13 protein-coding genes are annotated in these 15823 nt (G+C 56.5%); 10 read left to right on the top strand and 3 right to left on the bottom strand.

Translation table 11 applies throughout. The features are described 5' to 3' along the window. Positions 1-368: 368 nt before the first annotated feature. The 3 genes from leuD to ilvD form a co-directional block, all read right to left on the bottom strand. Complete coding sequence (gene leuD / locus B5F54_RS05440; RefSeq protein WP_087231567.1) at positions 369-854, bottom strand: 3-isopropylmalate dehydratase small subunit; 486 nt, start codon at positions 852-854, stop codon at positions 369-371. Between the two features lie 13 nt (positions 855-867). Next, positions 868-2136: a 3-isopropylmalate dehydratase large subunit gene (gene leuC, locus B5F54_RS05435; RefSeq protein WP_087231564.1), complete on the bottom strand. Its 1269-nt coding sequence runs from the start codon at positions 2134-2136 to the stop codon at positions 868-870. Between the two features lie 280 nt (positions 2137-2416). Further along, on the bottom strand, positions 2417-4072 hold the full coding sequence (gene ilvD / locus B5F54_RS05430; protein ID WP_087231561.1) for a dihydroxy-acid dehydratase: 1656 nt from the start codon (positions 4070-4072) through the stop codon (positions 2417-2419). A gap of 506 nt (positions 4073-4578) precedes the next feature. Between ilvD and B5F54_RS05425 the strand changes: the two genes are divergently transcribed. From B5F54_RS05425 to B5F54_RS05380, 10 genes are all read left to right on the top strand, one after another. Next, positions 4579-5715, top strand: a complete 1137-nt coding sequence (locus B5F54_RS05425; protein WP_087231558.1) for a MarR family transcriptional regulator — start codon at positions 4579-4581, stop codon at positions 5713-5715. 15 nt (positions 5716-5730) lie between these two features. Then, positions 5731-6282 (top strand): hypothetical protein, encoded by a 552-nt coding sequence (locus B5F54_RS05420; protein WP_058963687.1) that lies wholly within the window; start codon positions 5731-5733, stop codon positions 6280-6282. 249 nt (positions 6283-6531) lie between these two features. After that, the gene (locus B5F54_RS05415) at positions 6532-6930 is read left to right on the top strand and encodes a fimbrial protein (RefSeq protein WP_204217826.1); all 399 of its coding nucleotides are present in this window, start codon (positions 6532-6534) and stop codon (positions 6928-6930) included. Between the two features lie 39 nt (positions 6931-6969). Further along, a complete protein-coding gene (locus tag B5F54_RS05410; RefSeq protein WP_006573828.1) occupies positions 6970-7680 on the top strand; it encodes a hypothetical protein in 711 nt (236 codons plus the stop codon). Between the two features lie 11 nt (positions 7681-7691). Beyond that, positions 7692-8690, top strand: coding sequence for a hypothetical protein (locus tag B5F54_RS05405; protein ID WP_087231552.1), 999 nt, complete (start codon positions 7692-7694; stop codon positions 8688-8690). Further along, positions 8690-10066 (top strand): C39 family peptidase, encoded by a 1377-nt coding sequence (locus B5F54_RS05400; protein WP_087231549.1) that lies wholly within the window; start codon positions 8690-8692, stop codon positions 10064-10066. Before B5F54_RS05405 ends, B5F54_RS05400 begins: the two co-directional genes overlap by 1 nt. A gap of 32 nt (positions 10067-10098) precedes the next feature. Further along, entirely contained in the window at positions 10099-13161 is a 3063-nt protein-coding gene (locus B5F54_RS05395) for a PrgI family protein (protein WP_087231546.1), read from the top strand. 189 nt (positions 13162-13350) lie between these two features. Beyond that, a complete protein-coding gene (locus B5F54_RS05390) occupies positions 13351-13878 on the top strand; it encodes a DUF5697 family protein (RefSeq protein ID WP_058963692.1) in 528 nt (175 codons plus the stop codon). Continuing rightward, positions 13879-14541, top strand: coding sequence for a DUF6100 family protein (locus tag B5F54_RS05385; RefSeq protein WP_006573834.1), 663 nt, complete (start codon positions 13879-13881; stop codon positions 14539-14541). 285 nt (positions 14542-14826) lie between these two features. Beyond that, positions 14827-15813, top strand: a complete 987-nt coding sequence (locus B5F54_RS05380; RefSeq protein ID WP_442856106.1) for a hypothetical protein — start codon at positions 14827-14829, stop codon at positions 15811-15813. Positions 15814-15823 lie beyond the last annotated feature (10 nt).

The following is a 15823-nucleotide window of genomic DNA, read 5'->3' as shown; positions in this document are numbered from 1 at the left end:
CGCATTAAAAATCCAATGCGGATCTTTTTGTAGAAAAATGGTGCATCTTGAAAGAAATGATTCTTAAAACCAAACGCAGGGCTTTTATCTGCGCGGGGAATTTTTTGACCCGGACGCCGCTCCCCAGCGCACCGTTCAGAAAAAACATCATCGCTGGCTTCCGCAAGCTTTTATAATCATATATTACTATAAAATTCTATTTAAATCTATAATTTTATGTATTTTTTATAAAATATTTGTTGTTATGGAACCTCTTCCGCGCCATCCGCGCAAAAGAAAACCATCCCAAAGATTCCCAACAGGCCGCCTTCTCATAAAAAGGCGAGGGTCCCAACTCCGCCGGAACCCTCGCCTTTGATTTCCAATCTTTATTTTTCCGTGATGCTCTTGAGCAGCCCGCCCTTTTGGATGATGTTCTGGATAAACGGCGGGAACGGCTGCGCCTTATAGGTCTTCCCCGTGGTCACATCCGTGATCACGCCCGTATCGAAGTCCACCTCGACCTCGTCCCCTGCCTGGATCTCCTGCGCGGCAGCGTCGCACTCCAGGATCGGCAGGCCGATGTTGATCGCATTGCGGTAAAAAATGCGGGCGAACGTGGATGCGATCACGCAGGAAACGCCGCTGGCCTTGATCGCAATCGGCGCATGCTCTCTGGAAGAGCCGCAGCCGAAGTTTTTATTCGCCACGATGATGTCGCCGGGCTTCACGTTCTTGACAAAGTCCTTGTCGATGTCCTCCATGCAGTGGGAGGCCAGCTCCGCGTGGGAAGCCGTATTCAAATAGCGCGCAGGGATGATCACGTCCGTATCGACGTTATCCCCATATTTATGTACGATTCCATGTGCATTCATGTTGCCTACCTCCTCAAATCTTGTCCGGGTCCGCGATATAGCCTGCTACTGCGCTGGCCGCCGCAACCGCGGGGCTCGCCAGGTAGACTTCAGACTCCACATGTCCCATACGGCCTACAAAGTTGCGGTTCGTGGTGGAAATGGCGCGTTCCCCCTTGGCCAAAACGCCCATATGTCCGCCCAGGCACGGGCCGCATGTCGGCGTGCTGAAAACAGCGCCCGCCTTGATGAAGACCTCCGCGATGCCCTCCTTGATCGCCTGCAAATAGATGTCCTGCGTCCCCGGGATCACGATGCAGCGCACGCCCTTCGCCACCTTGCGGCCCGCGAGGATCTTTGCAGCGGCGCGCAGGTCTTCGATGCGCCCATTCGTGCAGGAACCGATCACGCTCTGCTGGATCGCGATGGGCTCCATTCGGGCGACCTCGTCGATCGTCTTGGTATTCTCCGGCAGATGCGGGAACGCAACCGTGGGGCGCAGCGTGGAGAGGTCGATGGTGACCGTCGAATCGTACTCCGCGTCGGCGTCCGCACTGAAGATGACCGGCTGCCTCTGGAAGCGGCCCTCGCAGTATTCCAACGTCACGCCGTCCACCGGGAAAATACCGTTCTTCGCGCCGGCCTCAATCGCCATGTTTGCAATGCACAGGCGGTCGTCCATGCTCAGGTATTCCACACCCTTGCCTGTAAACTCCAGGGATTTATACAGCGCGCCGTCCACGCCGATCTCGCCGATCAGATGCAGGATGACATCCTTGCCGCTCACCCAGCGGCCGGGCTTGCCCTCCAGCACCACCTTGATCGCGGAAGGCACCTTGAACCAAGCCTTGCCGGTGATCATACCGGCAGCCATGTCCGTGGAACCCACGCCGGTGGAGAACGCGCCCAGCGCGCCATAGGTGCAGGTGTGGGAGTCCGCGCCGATCACGCAGTCGCCGGGGCCGACAATGCCCTTTTCCGGCAAGAGTGCATGTTCAATGCCCATCTGCCCCACATCAAAGAAATTCTTAATGTCGTATTTATTCGCAAAATTCCGCGTCTGCAAGCACTGTTCCGCCGCCTTGATGTCCTTGTTCGGCGTGAAGTGGTCCAGCACCAGCGCAATGCGCGTGTTGTCGAACACCGCGTCCGCACCGCACTTTTCAAATTCGTTGATTGCCACCGGCGCTGTGATATCGTTGGCCAGCACCACGTCCAGATTTGCTTCAATCAGCTGTCCTGCCACCACGTGGTCCAAACCCGCGTGTGCCGCCAGGATCTTCTGTGTCATGGTCATTCCCATCGGATATTCCTCCTTAATCGTTTTTGTCGGTATCTGTATTGTAGCACAACATCCCCCACACGAATGTAAACCGTACTACAATTAGAATGATTCTCTTCTTTTTCCGGAAACGCCTCCCGCTGCCGCCCCGGGGATTTCATTTCTCTCCCGGCAGCAACGCTATGGGGCAAAAAAGGGCCCTTCCACCGCTTCCCGTGGAAAGGCCCTGCCGTCAATCCGAAATAAAAAACAATGCCTCTTTCAGAAAACAGCTCCGGCAAACCCGCAAAAGCCGATGCCTTTAGTCTACAAACACCGCGCCCTTGGAGCCGGACGTCACGAGGCTCGCATAGCGCTTGATGTAGCCGGTCAGATGCTGCTCGGGCGCCTTCCACGCTTCGCGGCGCTTGGCGAGCTCTTCGTCGCTCACGCGGACATTGAGCTGGCGGCCCGTGATGTCCACATCGATGATGTCGCCGTCCTGAATCAAGGCGATGTTGCCGCCCGCAGCCGCCTCCGGCGATACATGGCCGATGGCCGCGCCGCGCGTCGCACCGGAGAAGCGTCCGTCCGTGATGAGCGCCACGCTCGAACCCAGGCCCATGCCGGTCAGCGCCGAGGTCGGGGTCAGCATTTCGCGCATGCCCGGGCCGCCCTTCGGCCCCTCATAGCGGATAACCACCACGTCGCCCTCTTTGATCTTGCCGCCCAGGATGGCTTCGGAGGCGTCCTCCTCGCAGTCGAAGCAGCGGGCCGGGCCCACATGCTGCATCATTTCGGGCGCAACCGCGCCCTGCTTGACCACAGCGCCCTCCGGGCAGATGTTGCCCTTGAGCACCGCGATGCCCCCGTCCGGGCGGAACGGGTTCTCGATCTTGCGGATGATCTCGCCGTCCGCATCCGGCGCCGCCTCCACACGGTCGCGCACCGTGCCGCAGACGGTCTGCGCATCCAGATGGATCAGGCCCTTGCGGGAGAGCTCCTTCATCACCGCCGGGATGCCGCCCACCTGGTTCAGATCCGTGATAAATACCTGGCTGGCAGGGTTGAGTTTGCAGATCTGCGGGGTTGTACGGCCCAGCTCGTCGATCTTGTCGATGTCCAGCGGCACGCCCGCCTCATGTGCAATGGCCGTCAGATGCAGCACCGAGTTGGTGGAGCAGCCCAGCGCCATCTCCCCGCGCAGGGCATTTTCAAACGCCTCCGGGGTCAGGATGTCGCGCGGACGCAGGTCCTGTTCCAACAGCTTCATCACCTGCATACCGGCCCGCTTTGCCAGCGCGATGCGCGCGGAATAGACCGCCGGGATGCTGCCGTTGCCGGGCAGCGCCATGCCGATGGCCTCGGTCAGGCAGTTCATGGAATTGGCCGTATACATGCCGGAGCAGGAGCCGCAGGTCGGGCACGCGGATTTTTCCAATGCCAAAAGCTCGTCCGCGTCGATCTTCCCGGAGGCATAGCTGCCCACCGCCTCAAACATTTCCGAGAGGCCAAACTTCGTCCCGTTGTGCTCGCCGGGGAGCATCGGGCCGCCGCTGACAAAGATGCTCGGCAAATTCATGCGGCAGGCCGCCAGCATCATGCCGGGCACGATCTTATCGCAGTTCGGGATAAAGACCGCCGCATCCAGCGGGTGCGCGGTCAGCATCACTTCGATGGAATCCGCAATCAGCTCGCGGGAGCAAAGGGAGTATTTCATGCCCTTGTGGTTCATGGAGAGGCCGTCGCACACACCGATGGTCTCAAACTCAAACGGGACGCCGCCCGCGTTGCGGATGCCCGCCTTCACAGCCTCCGAAATATCCTTTAGATGCCTGTGGCCCGGAATGTAATCGCTCGCAGCACTGACAACCGCCACAAAGGGCCGCTTCATTTCATCATCGGTCAAACCCAGCGCACGCAAAAGGGAACGGTGCGGCGCGCGGGTGGAACCTTCTTTCATCAGATCGCTTCTCATGGATGTCCTCTCCTTTATCATAAAATTACGCGCGGATCGCCTGGAAAGGCAAATCCGCGCTGTAGAAACTCCTAAATTTTCGTCTTAGTCGCGCGGCTTCATCGTCGGAAACACCCCGCCGGTCTCTTCATCCGGTTTCGTCACGGCCTGACGTGTTGAAAAAGCGCCATTTTTACGAGGTTTTTCTAACTTTTTGGATTCCATAGGATGTCCTCCTGCTCCGTCTGATTCGGGGCAAAAGTTGTAGAAAAGTTGTAGAAAGTTGTATTGGCACGAAATCGGCTCAATGACGACTTAAAATTGGCACAACGAATGGCTACATTGTTTTCAAAGGGAACATTTTGAAAACCGCCCCACTTACAGTAAAAACTGCACGAACTTTGTATAGGATTGCCAAGCAAATCCATACATAAACAAGTATAGCATAAGTCTCAAAGATATTCAAGTCAACGGTTTTTTCGTTGGCGAACTCAATTTCATACCTTATATATAAAAAGGAGAAAGCTATGCCAACCTATCAATTACAAATTAAACAGGTGGTGGACTACCCACGCTGCCGGATCTACCGGCAGTTCGTCCGCTTTCTGATGGAGGACCGGAGCATTCGCGTAAGCGGAGGCTCCGGCCTTTTTTATTTTACGGTACTTTGCAGTTACGCAAACTTCCGCACCTCATACCGCCGCATCGACGGCATCAGCTATACCGTCTACCCCGGCGAATGGGTCTGCACCCTCAAAGAACTGTCCCAATGGTTCCGCACCCGGTTCCAGTGCCAGGCGCTGGCCGAGCTGGAACGGCTACAGAAGCAGCACCTCATTTCTTTCCAGGCCCTGGGCCGCGGAAATGTAGTCCGCTATAAGATCTGCGACTGGGCGCGGCATAACACGGTCCTGGAATACAATGCCCCCTGCCAGAAGGACACCGGCTTTTTCTTCCTGCCGGTTTCTGTTGCTACCGATCTTATCAGTTCAGACCGCTGCTCCGAGATGGACATTGTGCTGGACCTGTGGATCTCCGCCATCTACAACGACAATCAGGTGCAGGGATCAGACCTGGGGCCAGTGGTCTATTTCCGCAACGGCACCGGCAATCCCCTTGTTACCTACACGGAGCTGGCTGCCCGCTGGGGGCTGTCCCGGGCGACAGTCGGCCGTGTCCTGAAAAAGCTGGCCGCGCTGGACTATCTCTCCCTCATGTCCTTCCCGGGCCGGCATGGCAGCGTGATTTATCTGCAAAAATATCTGTCCACCATGTTTGAGATCTCGGATGTGATGGTAGATAAAGAGGAGGTCGCTATGACGCTTAACATACGCCTGGAACTCCCGAAGGAGGACAGCGCAGGCCACGACGCTCCTGCCTTGGAGCATGAGGTCATCGTTTCAGATGAACTCGCCAGCGTTTCAAAATCGCACATTGAAATTATCCTTCAGAAAATGGCGCAAATCCTGATGGCACAAGGGATTTCGTGCTTTGGCTGCCCGCTCTCTCGCTACAAGTTATATCCCTTATCGGGCGACTGCCGGGAAGATTTACTTCCCCGCGCGCGAGAGCAATCCCTGCTGCGTTTCGGCCTTGCTGTTCTGTGCGGGAACAAGCAGGTCACCACTTTTGAACTTACACTCTCTCCCTCGGTGGAGAATTGAACAGGAGGTCTTACCATGAAGAAATTTGTTGAAAAAGATGTCGCAGAGAACCCTCTGTACCATGATACCTGGAAACTGCTGAAAAAATATCGCGACGTGGTTTGGAGCTTGGAGATTTCCGTCCAGCATGTGCGGGCCAAGTTCGAGATCGAATACGGCACTTCCATCGAGGAATTTCTGGATTCCGTCTACCTGGCCGGCGCAGACCTGAACGGGAGTGACATTGAGCACCATGCCAAGTGCATTGAGCGCAGCCACAAGATGCTGAAACTCCTGGATTCGGCAGTCGAATTGCTCCGCACCCGCCATAAGAACGGCGAGGCGTATTACTGGCTGCTGTACTACTCCTTCCTCTCTCCCCAGCAGCTGAAGAATGTGGAGGAAATCATCGAGAACCTGCGCCCGCACATCCGGGACATCTCCTTCCGCACCTACTACCGCAAGCGGCGGGAGGCCATTGACGCCCTCAGCTCGGTGCTGTGGGGCTACACCTCCAAGGACAGTCTGGATGTGCTGGAGCAGTTTTTCCCGGAGCCAAAAGCCACCGAAAAAAAGGCGGGCAAATAATTGGCACACTTCGGGATTGAAATTGGCGCGTTCCTGCCCTTGAGCCGTAAATCCCTATGTGTTAGACTGAATATGCTCAAACTTGTATCCAAAACTGAACGGGCGGCGAACAGCACCTTTTCCAAGGTGCTTTTTTGCTGCCTAAATGGTCTTTGGCCGGAGAAGGAGTCCACATCTGCACGACGGATGCGGGCTCATTCTTTGCTTCTTTGAGCGACGAACATCACATTTGGATTGGAGGTCCGCAAATTGAAAAAACTGAAAATTCTTCAACAGCAGCGGCGGGAAGACGATAGCAGCCCGCCTCGTCGAGTTTCCATCGGCCGGATCGCCTATACGGCGTTCCTCTGTGTGACGATGGCAATGATGTTCTGCCAGCCGGCCTTTGCCGCAACCGATGTTTGGACGAAGGCCAAGGAGATCATGCAGGATGTCTACACGCAGATCCTCGCCATCTCCACCATTGCGGCCATCGTGACCGCCTCGGTGGCGCTTCTGCTCATGAACTTTTCCCGCTCCGGCCGGACAGTCGATGAGAGCCGGGCATGGCTGAAGCGTATCTGCATCACTTGGGCCGTCCTCAATGGTCTTGGATTCATCATGGCTTATGTGACGCCTCTGTTCTCTGGTGGTCAGTGGACAGGCTGATTGCCGCCGCAATATACCCACTGGAAGGAGGCGTAAGCTATGGGTATCCTGGATGGCATCGTTGAATGGATCGCGGAGCAGGTAATGGCCGGCCTTGACCTTGTGACCACTTCGGTTTTGGGCGCTCTGGGCTGTGACATGGCTGTGTTTCTGCGGTACTTTCCCGCTGCCGAAACGATGTATAGCGTCTTTGTGGCGCTGGCTGTCGGCATTATCCTGCTGAATTGGGTCTGGCAGCTGTTCAAAAACTTCGGTCTGGGCGCAGGGATTGAGGCGGAAGATCCGGTCAAATTGAGCATCCGGTCGGTCATTTTCATCCTGCTGGCGCTCTTTTCCGATGAAATCGTCAACATTGTCCTGACCATCGGCGGCACACCGTACCGCTGGATCATGGATTCGGAGCTTCCGCCCCTCAGCTTTGCCGATTTTAACTCGGTCATGCTGGTGATCATCGGTGTCTGCGCCAATGGCGCTGTGGCGTTGATCACCCTGATCCTCGTCATCATCCTGGCCTGGAACTACCTGAAATTGCTGCTGGAGGCGGCGGAACGGTATGTTCTGCTGGGCGTGCTGGTCTATACGGCGCCGGTCGCTTTTTCAATGGGCGCAAGCCAGACCACATCGAACATTTGGAAATCCTGGTGCCGGATGCTGGGCGGGCAGATTTTTCTGCTGATTATGAATGCCTGGTGCCTGCGCCTGTTCACGAGCATGGTTGGCTCTTTTATTGCCAATCCGCTCTCTTTGTAAGGAGGGGCGCTTTGAAAAAATTTAAGAAAATTTTGTTCCTCGCGCTGATGATTGCGACTCTCTCCTGCCTGTTCTGCCAGCCGGCTTTTGCCATTTCCGAGGAAGAGGTGCAGGCCCAGGTAGACGCTGTGGGCAAGGAGACGGTTTCCGGCAATGTCCTGATCTGGTTCATGTGCGCGATAGGCTTTCTGAAAGTCTCGCAAAAGATTGACTCATTCATGGCAAGCCTGGGCGTCAATGTGGGCCACACCGGCGGCAGTATGCTGGCTGAGGCCATGATTGCGGCCAAGGGCATCGGCGGCTTTAAGAACTTCTCCAGTCACCATTTTGGCGGCGGACGCAGCAGCAGCTCCACCCATGTCAATGCCAATGGCGGTGGTGGTAAAGGCGGCGCCGCCGGATTTGGCGCAGGCTTTGCCAGCGGCGGTCTGGCCGGTGTGATCAAGCGGAATGTCACGAACAATGCCGTCAAAACGGCCACAACGCCCTCGGACGCCAAGCCTTCCGGCCTGGGCGGTCTTGTGGGCGGCGCTGCAGGCGGCGTCGGCGGCCACATTTATTCTTCCTCGGTGAGCAAGGGCGGTGATTTCGCCAATCATGCCGTCGGCTCTGTGGCAACCGGGAACATCACCCAAATGGGCACGATCACCGGCGAAAAGGCTGTTGAAGCCCTGCACTCCTATATGGGCCACACGGCACTTGGGCCTGGGGCAGAGAATATCCCCACCTACCAGAATGTCGAGATCGGCGGCGGCCGTATCACCGGCACGGAGGTCACGCCGGAACACCCGGAGGGCATTGCCTTCGGTATGTACCATGCGGACCAGTATGTTGCGCCGGAGGGCCAGTACACGACAGTTCACGCCGCAGACGGCACCGCCTGGTATAAGCAGTATGCGGTGGACGCAGTGGATAAGACGCCCTACATGGCCCCGGACGGCTCGATTGCCTACAACGAGTCCATTGTAAAGAAGCTGCCGCCCACCCCAAAACGAAAGGATAAGATCTGATGGCTGAAGAACGCAAGGACAGCTTTGCTGAAACGGTAGACACTGCGGCCTCCGCAGCGCATACGGTCAAGAGCGCCATCAAGGCCGGCAAGGCGATTTCCGGCGCGGCCAAGGGCGCTGCCGCCGGCGGTCCCTATGGGGCTGTGGCCGGGGCGGTTTGGGCCGGGCGCAAGCATATCGGCAAGATCATCGCCGTCATCATTACTCTGCTTTTGCTGCCGGTCCTGTTTGTTTTGATGCTGCCCGGGCTGATTTTCGGCGGTTTGATCAACGCTTTTTCACCGGCGGATACAGAACAGCCTATCTTAAACAGCGAAACTGCTATCGTGGAGAGCGCCAACGACATCACTTTTACCATCAACTCTATCTTGGGCGAGGCGCTGGACGATGTGATGACCCGCATTGAAGCAGACTTTGCTTCTTCCGGCGCTGACCAGATGGAGGTCAAAAATCCCTATTCGGCCGGCCCCGTCTATAACGCCAATCTCATCGTCTCGCAGTATTGCGCTGCCCGGGATGAGGATTTTGAGAGCATTTCGCTGGATGATCTGGCCGCTGTCCTGCGGGAGAACAAAGAGCATCTCTACTCTTATACCAGCGTGCGGGAGAGCCGTGAGGTCACATCGGAAGACCCGGAGACCGGGGAGGAAACCACAACCACCGAGATCTGGATGGTCTACACCATCCGCTACAACGGCGAGTCTTATCTTGCTGACCATATTTTTGCGCTTACGGACGAGCAGAAAGAGCTTGCCTCCGATTATGCCTCAAACCTGAGCATGTTCCTGGGGGACGGCCTGCTGCAGAACCTGACGGAATGGACTGGAAACAGCATCCCCTCTCTGGGCGATGTTACCTTTACAGACGGCGTGACGCCGGTAGTCTATTTCAACCAGCTGGACGAGCGTTATGCCAGCCAGCCCTACGGCACCGACAATATCGGCGGCTACGGGTGCGGGCCTACCGCTATGTCCATTGTGGTATCCTCCCTCACGGATGAAACTGTGGACCCGGTGGCGATGGCTCAGTGGTCTTACGAAAACGGCTACTGGTGCAAGAGCAGCGGCTCTTATCACGCTTTGATACCCGCCGCCGCTGAGGCATGGGGCCTGCCGGTATCCGGCTGCACGACTTCCGAGCCCCAGCGGATACTGGACGCCCTGGCTGAAGGAAAGCTGGTGGTGGCGATTATGGCAGAGGGCCATTTTACTTCATCCGGGCATTTTATCGTTCTCCGTGGCGTGAAAGACGGTCAGATTATGGTGGCGGACCCGGCCAGCTACAAGCGCAGCGAACAGCTCTGGGATCTATCCATCATCCTAAACGAAGCAAGCCGCCGTGCTGGAGCAGGCGGTCCTTTCTGGATCATAGGCTGACCTGCCCCTCGGCTGCGGAAACGAGGTAATACATGAGCAACAAAAACGACCATGATACTTATATCATACCGCCGAATTTTATAGAAACAGGCACTTTTTTCGGCGGTATGTTCCGTGCGCGGAATGTAATCGAGGCCGGCATCCTGGTGTTTGCCATCGGGGCGCCGGTTTTTCTGTTCCTTCCGTTTGGGCTGACCACCCGCATCATCATTTTGTGCCTGACTGCTCTTCCGGTGGGGCTGGTCGCTTTGATCGGCATATCCGGGGAGAGCCTTTCGCAATTCCTGGTCATTTTTTTGAAATACCTGCGGAACCGCCGCGTTGTCGGCGGTGATGGTGCGCAGCCGGAGGAAAAAGCGGCGCCCTCCAAATCGGCAGGCAAGCATCTCAAACAGCGGCCTCCCAAGGAGAAAAAGCCCAAGGCCCCGAAGCGCCGGCGGTCTGGCGAGGCAGATTTCCCGGCTGAGTTTGATGAAGTGCGCGGCTATGAGATCCGTGAAAAGCTGCGGCCCAAGAAAAATTCCAAAAAGGAGCGTCCTGCCAAGGCCAATAAGGCGAAAAAGAAAGCAAAGGAGCGCCCTGAAAAGGAGCGCCTGCCTAAACGCCCTGCCCATGTCAAGGAGCAGAAGCCCGCCTGTCTCAATCCGGTGGCGGATTATCTGCCCATCGAGAAGGTAGAGAACGGCATTATCTACACCAAGGACCATCGGTTTGTCAAGGTGGTCGAGGTGGTCCCTATCAACTTTATGCTGCGGAGCGCCCGGGAGCAGAGGAATATCATCTACTCCTTCGTTTCGTACTTGAAAATCTCGCCCGTCAAGCTTCAAATCAAGGTCCTGACCCGCCGCGCGGACATCAACCGCCACCTGGACACGGTGCGCCGGGAGATGGCCCATGAGGAAAACGAGCAGTGCCGCTTGATGCAGGAGGATTACCTGAACTTTGTGCAGCAGGTCGGCTCCCGTGAGGCTGTTACACGGCGGTTCTTCCTGATTTTCGAGTATGAGCCCTGGGCCAATACCCGGCGGTCGGAGCAGGAAGATGAAGCAATCCAGTCCCTCCAGAGCGCCGTCCATACGGCCTCCAATTATCTGCGCCAGTGTGGAAACGAGGTCATCGCCCCTGAAAACGAGGATGAATTTACCGTTGATGTCCTCTACAACCTGCTGTGCCGGAACGAGAGCGCCGTCAAGCCGCTGTCGGTACGGGCGCAGGAGGTGGTGGCGCAGTATATGGAGCACGGGCGGGAGAATGAAATAGACCATATCCCGGCAGCGGAGTTTGCCGCCCCCCGAAGCATTGATTTTTCCCACGGGCGCTATATCTGCATGGATGGATTGTACTATGCCTATCTGCTGATCCCCTCGGACGGGTATAAAACGCAGGTGCCCGCGGGCTGGCTGAGCCTGATCGTCAATGCCGGTGACGGTATCGACATGGATATGTTCCTTGCCCGCCAGCCCAAAGAGCGCATCATCCAGCGGGTGGGCCAGCAGCTCCGTATCAACCGCTCCAAAATCAAAGACGTCAGCGACACGAACACCGATTTTGACGACATCGACGGCGCCATCCGGAGCGGATATTTCTTAAAAGAGGGCCTTGCCAACAACGAAGATTTTTATTACCTGAACCTGCTGATTACTGTGACGGCACCCTCTGTGGAAGACCTGGAATGGAAAGTCAGCGAGATGAAAAAGCTCCTGCTTTCGCAGGATATGAATGTCAGCGCCTGCCACTTCCGTGAAGAGCAGGCGTTTCTTTCTGCCCTCCCGCTGGTCTCTATGGAGAAAGGGCTTTATGAGCGCGGCAAGCGCAACCTGCTGACGGGCGGCGCGGCCAGCTGCTATCCCTTTACCAGCTTTGAGATGTGCGATGACAACGGCATTTTGCTGGGAGTCAATAAATATAACAGCTCCCTGATTATCGTGGATATTTTCAATTCCTCGATCTATAAGAACGCCAATATGGCGATCCTGGGCACCAGCGGCGCCGGTAAGACCTTTACTCTTCAACTGATGGGGCTCAGGATGAGGCGCAAGAACATCCCCGTTTTTATCATTGCGCCGCTAAAAGGGCATGAGTTCCACCGGGCCTGTGCCAATGTGGGCGGAGAATTTATCCAGATTTCTCCAGCAAGCCCGCACTGTATCAATGTCATGGAGATCCGCAAAGTGGATCGGTCGGTCAATGAAATGCTGGACGGCCCCGGTATCCAGCTCTCGGAACTGGCGGCGAAGATCCAGCAGCTGCACATTTTCTTCAGCTTACTCATTCCCGATATGACCCATGAGGAACGCCAGCTGCTGGATGAGGCGCTGATCCGTACCTACAACGCCAAAGGCATTACCCATGACAACGCCTCTCTGGAAGACCCGGCCAATCCGGGCCACTACCGGGAGATGCCGGTGCTGGGCGACCTGTATGAGATTTTGAAGGCCGCCCCGGAAACCACCCGCATGGCCCATATCCTCAACCGTCTGGTGAACGGTTCCGCCAGCACCTTTAACAAGCAGACCAATGTGCGGTTGGATAACAAATACACCGTACTGGACATTTCCTCCCTCACCGGCGACTTGCTGACTGTGGGGATGTTTGTCGTGCTCGACTTCGTGTGGGACCGCGCCAAAGCCGACCGCACCGAGGAAAAAGCCATTTTTATCGACGAGTGCTGGCAGCTTCTTTCCGGCGCCGGCGCCACGGGCACCCGGCTGGCTGGTGATTTCGTGTTGGAAATTTTCAAGACCATCCGCGGCTATGGCGGTTCAGCGGTCTGCGCCAGCCAGGACCTGAACGACTTTTTCAGTCTGGACGAAGGCCGTTTTGGGAAAGGCATTATCAACAACAGCAAGACCAAGATCATCCTCAATCTGGAGGATGACGAGGCGGAACGGGTCCAGGAGACCCTGCACCTGTCCGACGCGGAAACGATGGAGGTCACCCACTTTGAACGCGGCAACGGCTTGATTTCCACCAATAACAATAACATCATGGTGGAATTTAAGGCCAGCCCGCTGGAAAAGGATTTGATCACCACCGACCGCCGCGAATTGCGTGAAATTTTGGAGCGCAAACGCCGCGAGCAGGAATCTGCATAGGTTCAAATGATATATGCGAGGTGAATCCCATGTTTTGATGTGCTGCGCTGGGTGTGCGTCTATATGACGCCTTCCATGAAGAAAAGCGCCGGAAAGGCGCCCGGATGGCGTCTTTCCGGCGTTCCAATATTCGATAAGGCGTTCCGATGACGCCTTGATGACGCCATTTGATAAAGGAGGTGAGCCCCCATGAAGACCAGGGCTGAAATCTATGGAAATGAGGCTGCGGACTTGCTGCGGACGGTCACAATGTACCCTGGCCTCAGTGAACAGCAGCTTCTTTGTTTTCACCCTGGCAAAGAAGATACGGCAAAGGCCCTGCTCTCCCACCTGGAGAGGCAGGGCCGCATTTTTCAAACAGAGAGCGGCGGCTATTTCCCGGCCGGCCAGTCAGCTAAAATTGACCGGGCGCTTGTCCGGGCAGTATGGGTCCTGCTGGACTTCATTCAGCGGGCCGATTACCATGCTCCCGCTGATTTTCCTGTCAAGCTCGTTTTCTTTGCCGATGGCGAACTCTACGAGGTGGCCTGCGTTGAGGACGGGCAGGAGGCGCTTGTCTGCCATGCCCTGCGGGGCAATAAGGGCGGCAGCCGCCGCATTATTCTGGTCGATACACCGGCGCAGATCGCCAAAATCGACTGTCCCGGCATTTCCGGGTTCTGCACCGTAGAGGAAAACGGCCAGACACACTATTTCAAGAAAGCAGGAGGCACATGATTGGACCGAAAACTTATATCCCGCCGGATCGGGAGTATTCTTGATGATATATCCCGGCTGAGCAACGCGCTGTATGCGATGGACACCACCGACATCCAGCGTTACCCCGATAACTATGAGACTCTTTCCACCGATGCCGCGCTGCGGGCAGAGCGTATTGCCTGCCGGCTGCGGCATCTGATTTATTCCAGCACGACAATCCGCAAGGGCGATTACCTTAAATCCGCCAGTGTGATGCACGGTATCACCATCACCTATGAAAACGAGGTGCTTGCGGTGACGCTGCCCAGCCTTCTGCCAAAGCGCAGGCAGCGGCAGAGCGCCGAGTTTCTGCTGGACCCCCTCTATTTCGCCCTGGAGCAGTACGCCAAAGAGAACACTTTGCCCCACTACCGGGAATGTGTTGTCTGCTTCGCCCAGGTGTATGACCAGGCGCTCCCCACCAGGCGGGTGCGCGACTATGACAACTTGGAGGAAAAGCAGATTTTAGATCTGCTGTCCTCTTTTGTAATGGCTGATGATACCGGCCTGCTGTGTGATGCCTATAACACCGCCGAGCTGGGCGAGCAGGACTGCACGATGATTTTCGTCATGGAGAAGCACCGCTTTCCCGGTTGGCTTGCAGAGCATAAATCAAGCCTGAAATCCATCTCGGATTTTTGAGCATTTTGGGCCCCTTGCGGCCCGACATCCCGCGAAGCCGCCGAAAGCCCCGGATTTTCGGGCTTGCGGCCACTTGGGAGAAGCTTTATTTTACCGAAGTTCTCAGTCATTACGGTAAAAATCCAGCACCGACAAAGGAGGTGATCCCTTGGGAAAAGCAGCCGCACTTTTCCACAGCCGGATACGCTCCCGTTCCGGCTTTTATCGCTGACCGCCATCTCTGGAGAGTTCCCAACCAGCCAGCTGAACCGTCTCCCGGCCAGCCTCTACTATTTGGAGGCGGTCGTGACCTCGCTCAAAAAGAGCGGGCTGCTACGGACCTACTACCGTGACAGGCTCCGTGGCTATCGGCTGGGGGCAAAAGCCAAGGCCGCCCTGCTGGACGGCTGGCCGGAGCGTTTCTCTTCCTACCTGACCGGCGACACCGACACCAACCGCCTCAAGAGCGAGGTGAACCGGCGGCTCCGGCTCCACCGCCTCGCGGAAACCTATGTCACGATGGACAATGCGGGGATTGGGCTTTTTCAGGATGAAAAGCCGAAGGTCTTTTCGCCGCAGGGCTATTGTGGCGAAGCCATCGAGTATCCCGCCTTTTACAGTTCCCGTGAAGTCAAGGAAATGGGGATCGACACCACGCAGGTGCGAAGCTCCCGGTTCGCAGGGGTGCTTCTGGCGCCCACCGGCATTTTTGTCACCTACAACAGCAGCGCAGCCCTGATGAAATGGCGCTGCAAGTCTGAGATGCGGGTAAAGGCGCTGATGTGGAGTGTCCTGTGCCAGCAGCGTCTGGCCGGGCAGTACCGCGCCGAAGATGTGCATGGGCTGGTGCTGGGCGACAGCATGGAACTGGCCTACCAGATGCTCACCAGTACCGGCGGGGCCAAGCACGACTATTTCATGCTGGACGGCAGCTACGACCATTTTTATTTTCTCACAAATAACCACCAGGGGGAGGTGATCCTTGCTTTACTGTGTGACCCCTTGAAAACCGCAGAGCTTAACCGCATTCTGTCCCAGGGCTTGATTACCGGAAATGCCGGAAGGGCCATAGAGCAGGATGCTGCGGAGCGGGACGGCACGCCGGTGCTGTTCGGCTACTTCTGCGATTTGCCCCGGATCACACGCTTTAACACCTCTCTCGACCTGATGGAGCGTCCCGGCACGCTGATCTGCTTTGACTTCCAGGCAGATGTGCTGCGCCGCTACTGCGGCGGCCGGGTTCGCTTTCAAACCATTGATTTCACAAAATTCGAGGGGAGGTTGTTCCCATAGATAAGAAGAA

The sequence above is a fragment of the Anaeromassilibacillus sp. An250 genome (genome assembly GCF_002159845.1).
Lineage (GTDB): Bacteria > Bacillota > Clostridia > Oscillospirales > Acutalibacteraceae > Anaeromassilibacillus > Anaeromassilibacillus stercoravium.
This window is presented reverse-complemented; position numbering and strand designations above follow the sequence as displayed.

Excerpts from the sequence above, each read along its gene's own strand:
- leuD (WP_087231567.1), bottom strand. The coding sequence starts at position 854 with ATGAATGCACATGGAATCGTACATAAATATGGGGATAACGTCGATACG.
- ilvD (WP_087231561.1), bottom strand. The coding sequence starts at position 4,072 with ATGAGAAGCGATCTGATGAAAGAAGGTTCCACCCGCGCGCCGCACCGT.
- B5F54_RS05425 (WP_087231558.1), top strand. The coding sequence starts at position 4,579 with ATGCCAACCTATCAATTACAAATTAAACAGGTGGTGGACTACCCACGC.
- B5F54_RS05420 (WP_058963687.1), top strand. The coding sequence starts at position 5,731 with ATGAAGAAATTTGTTGAAAAAGATGTCGCAGAGAACCCTCTGTACCAT.
- B5F54_RS05410 (WP_006573828.1), top strand. The coding sequence starts at position 6,970 with ATGGGTATCCTGGATGGCATCGTTGAATGGATCGCGGAGCAGGTAATG.
- B5F54_RS05395 (WP_087231546.1), top strand. The coding sequence starts at position 10,099 with ATGAGCAACAAAAACGACCATGATACTTATATCATACCGCCGAATTTT.
- B5F54_RS05400 (WP_087231549.1), top strand. The coding sequence starts at position 8,690 with ATGGCTGAAGAACGCAAGGACAGCTTTGCTGAAACGGTAGACACTGCG.
- B5F54_RS05390 (WP_058963692.1), top strand. The coding sequence starts at position 13,351 with ATGAAGACCAGGGCTGAAATCTATGGAAATGAGGCTGCGGACTTGCTG.
- leuC (WP_087231564.1), bottom strand. The coding sequence starts at position 2,136 with ATGGGAATGACCATGACACAGAAGATCCTGGCGGCACACGCGGGTTTG.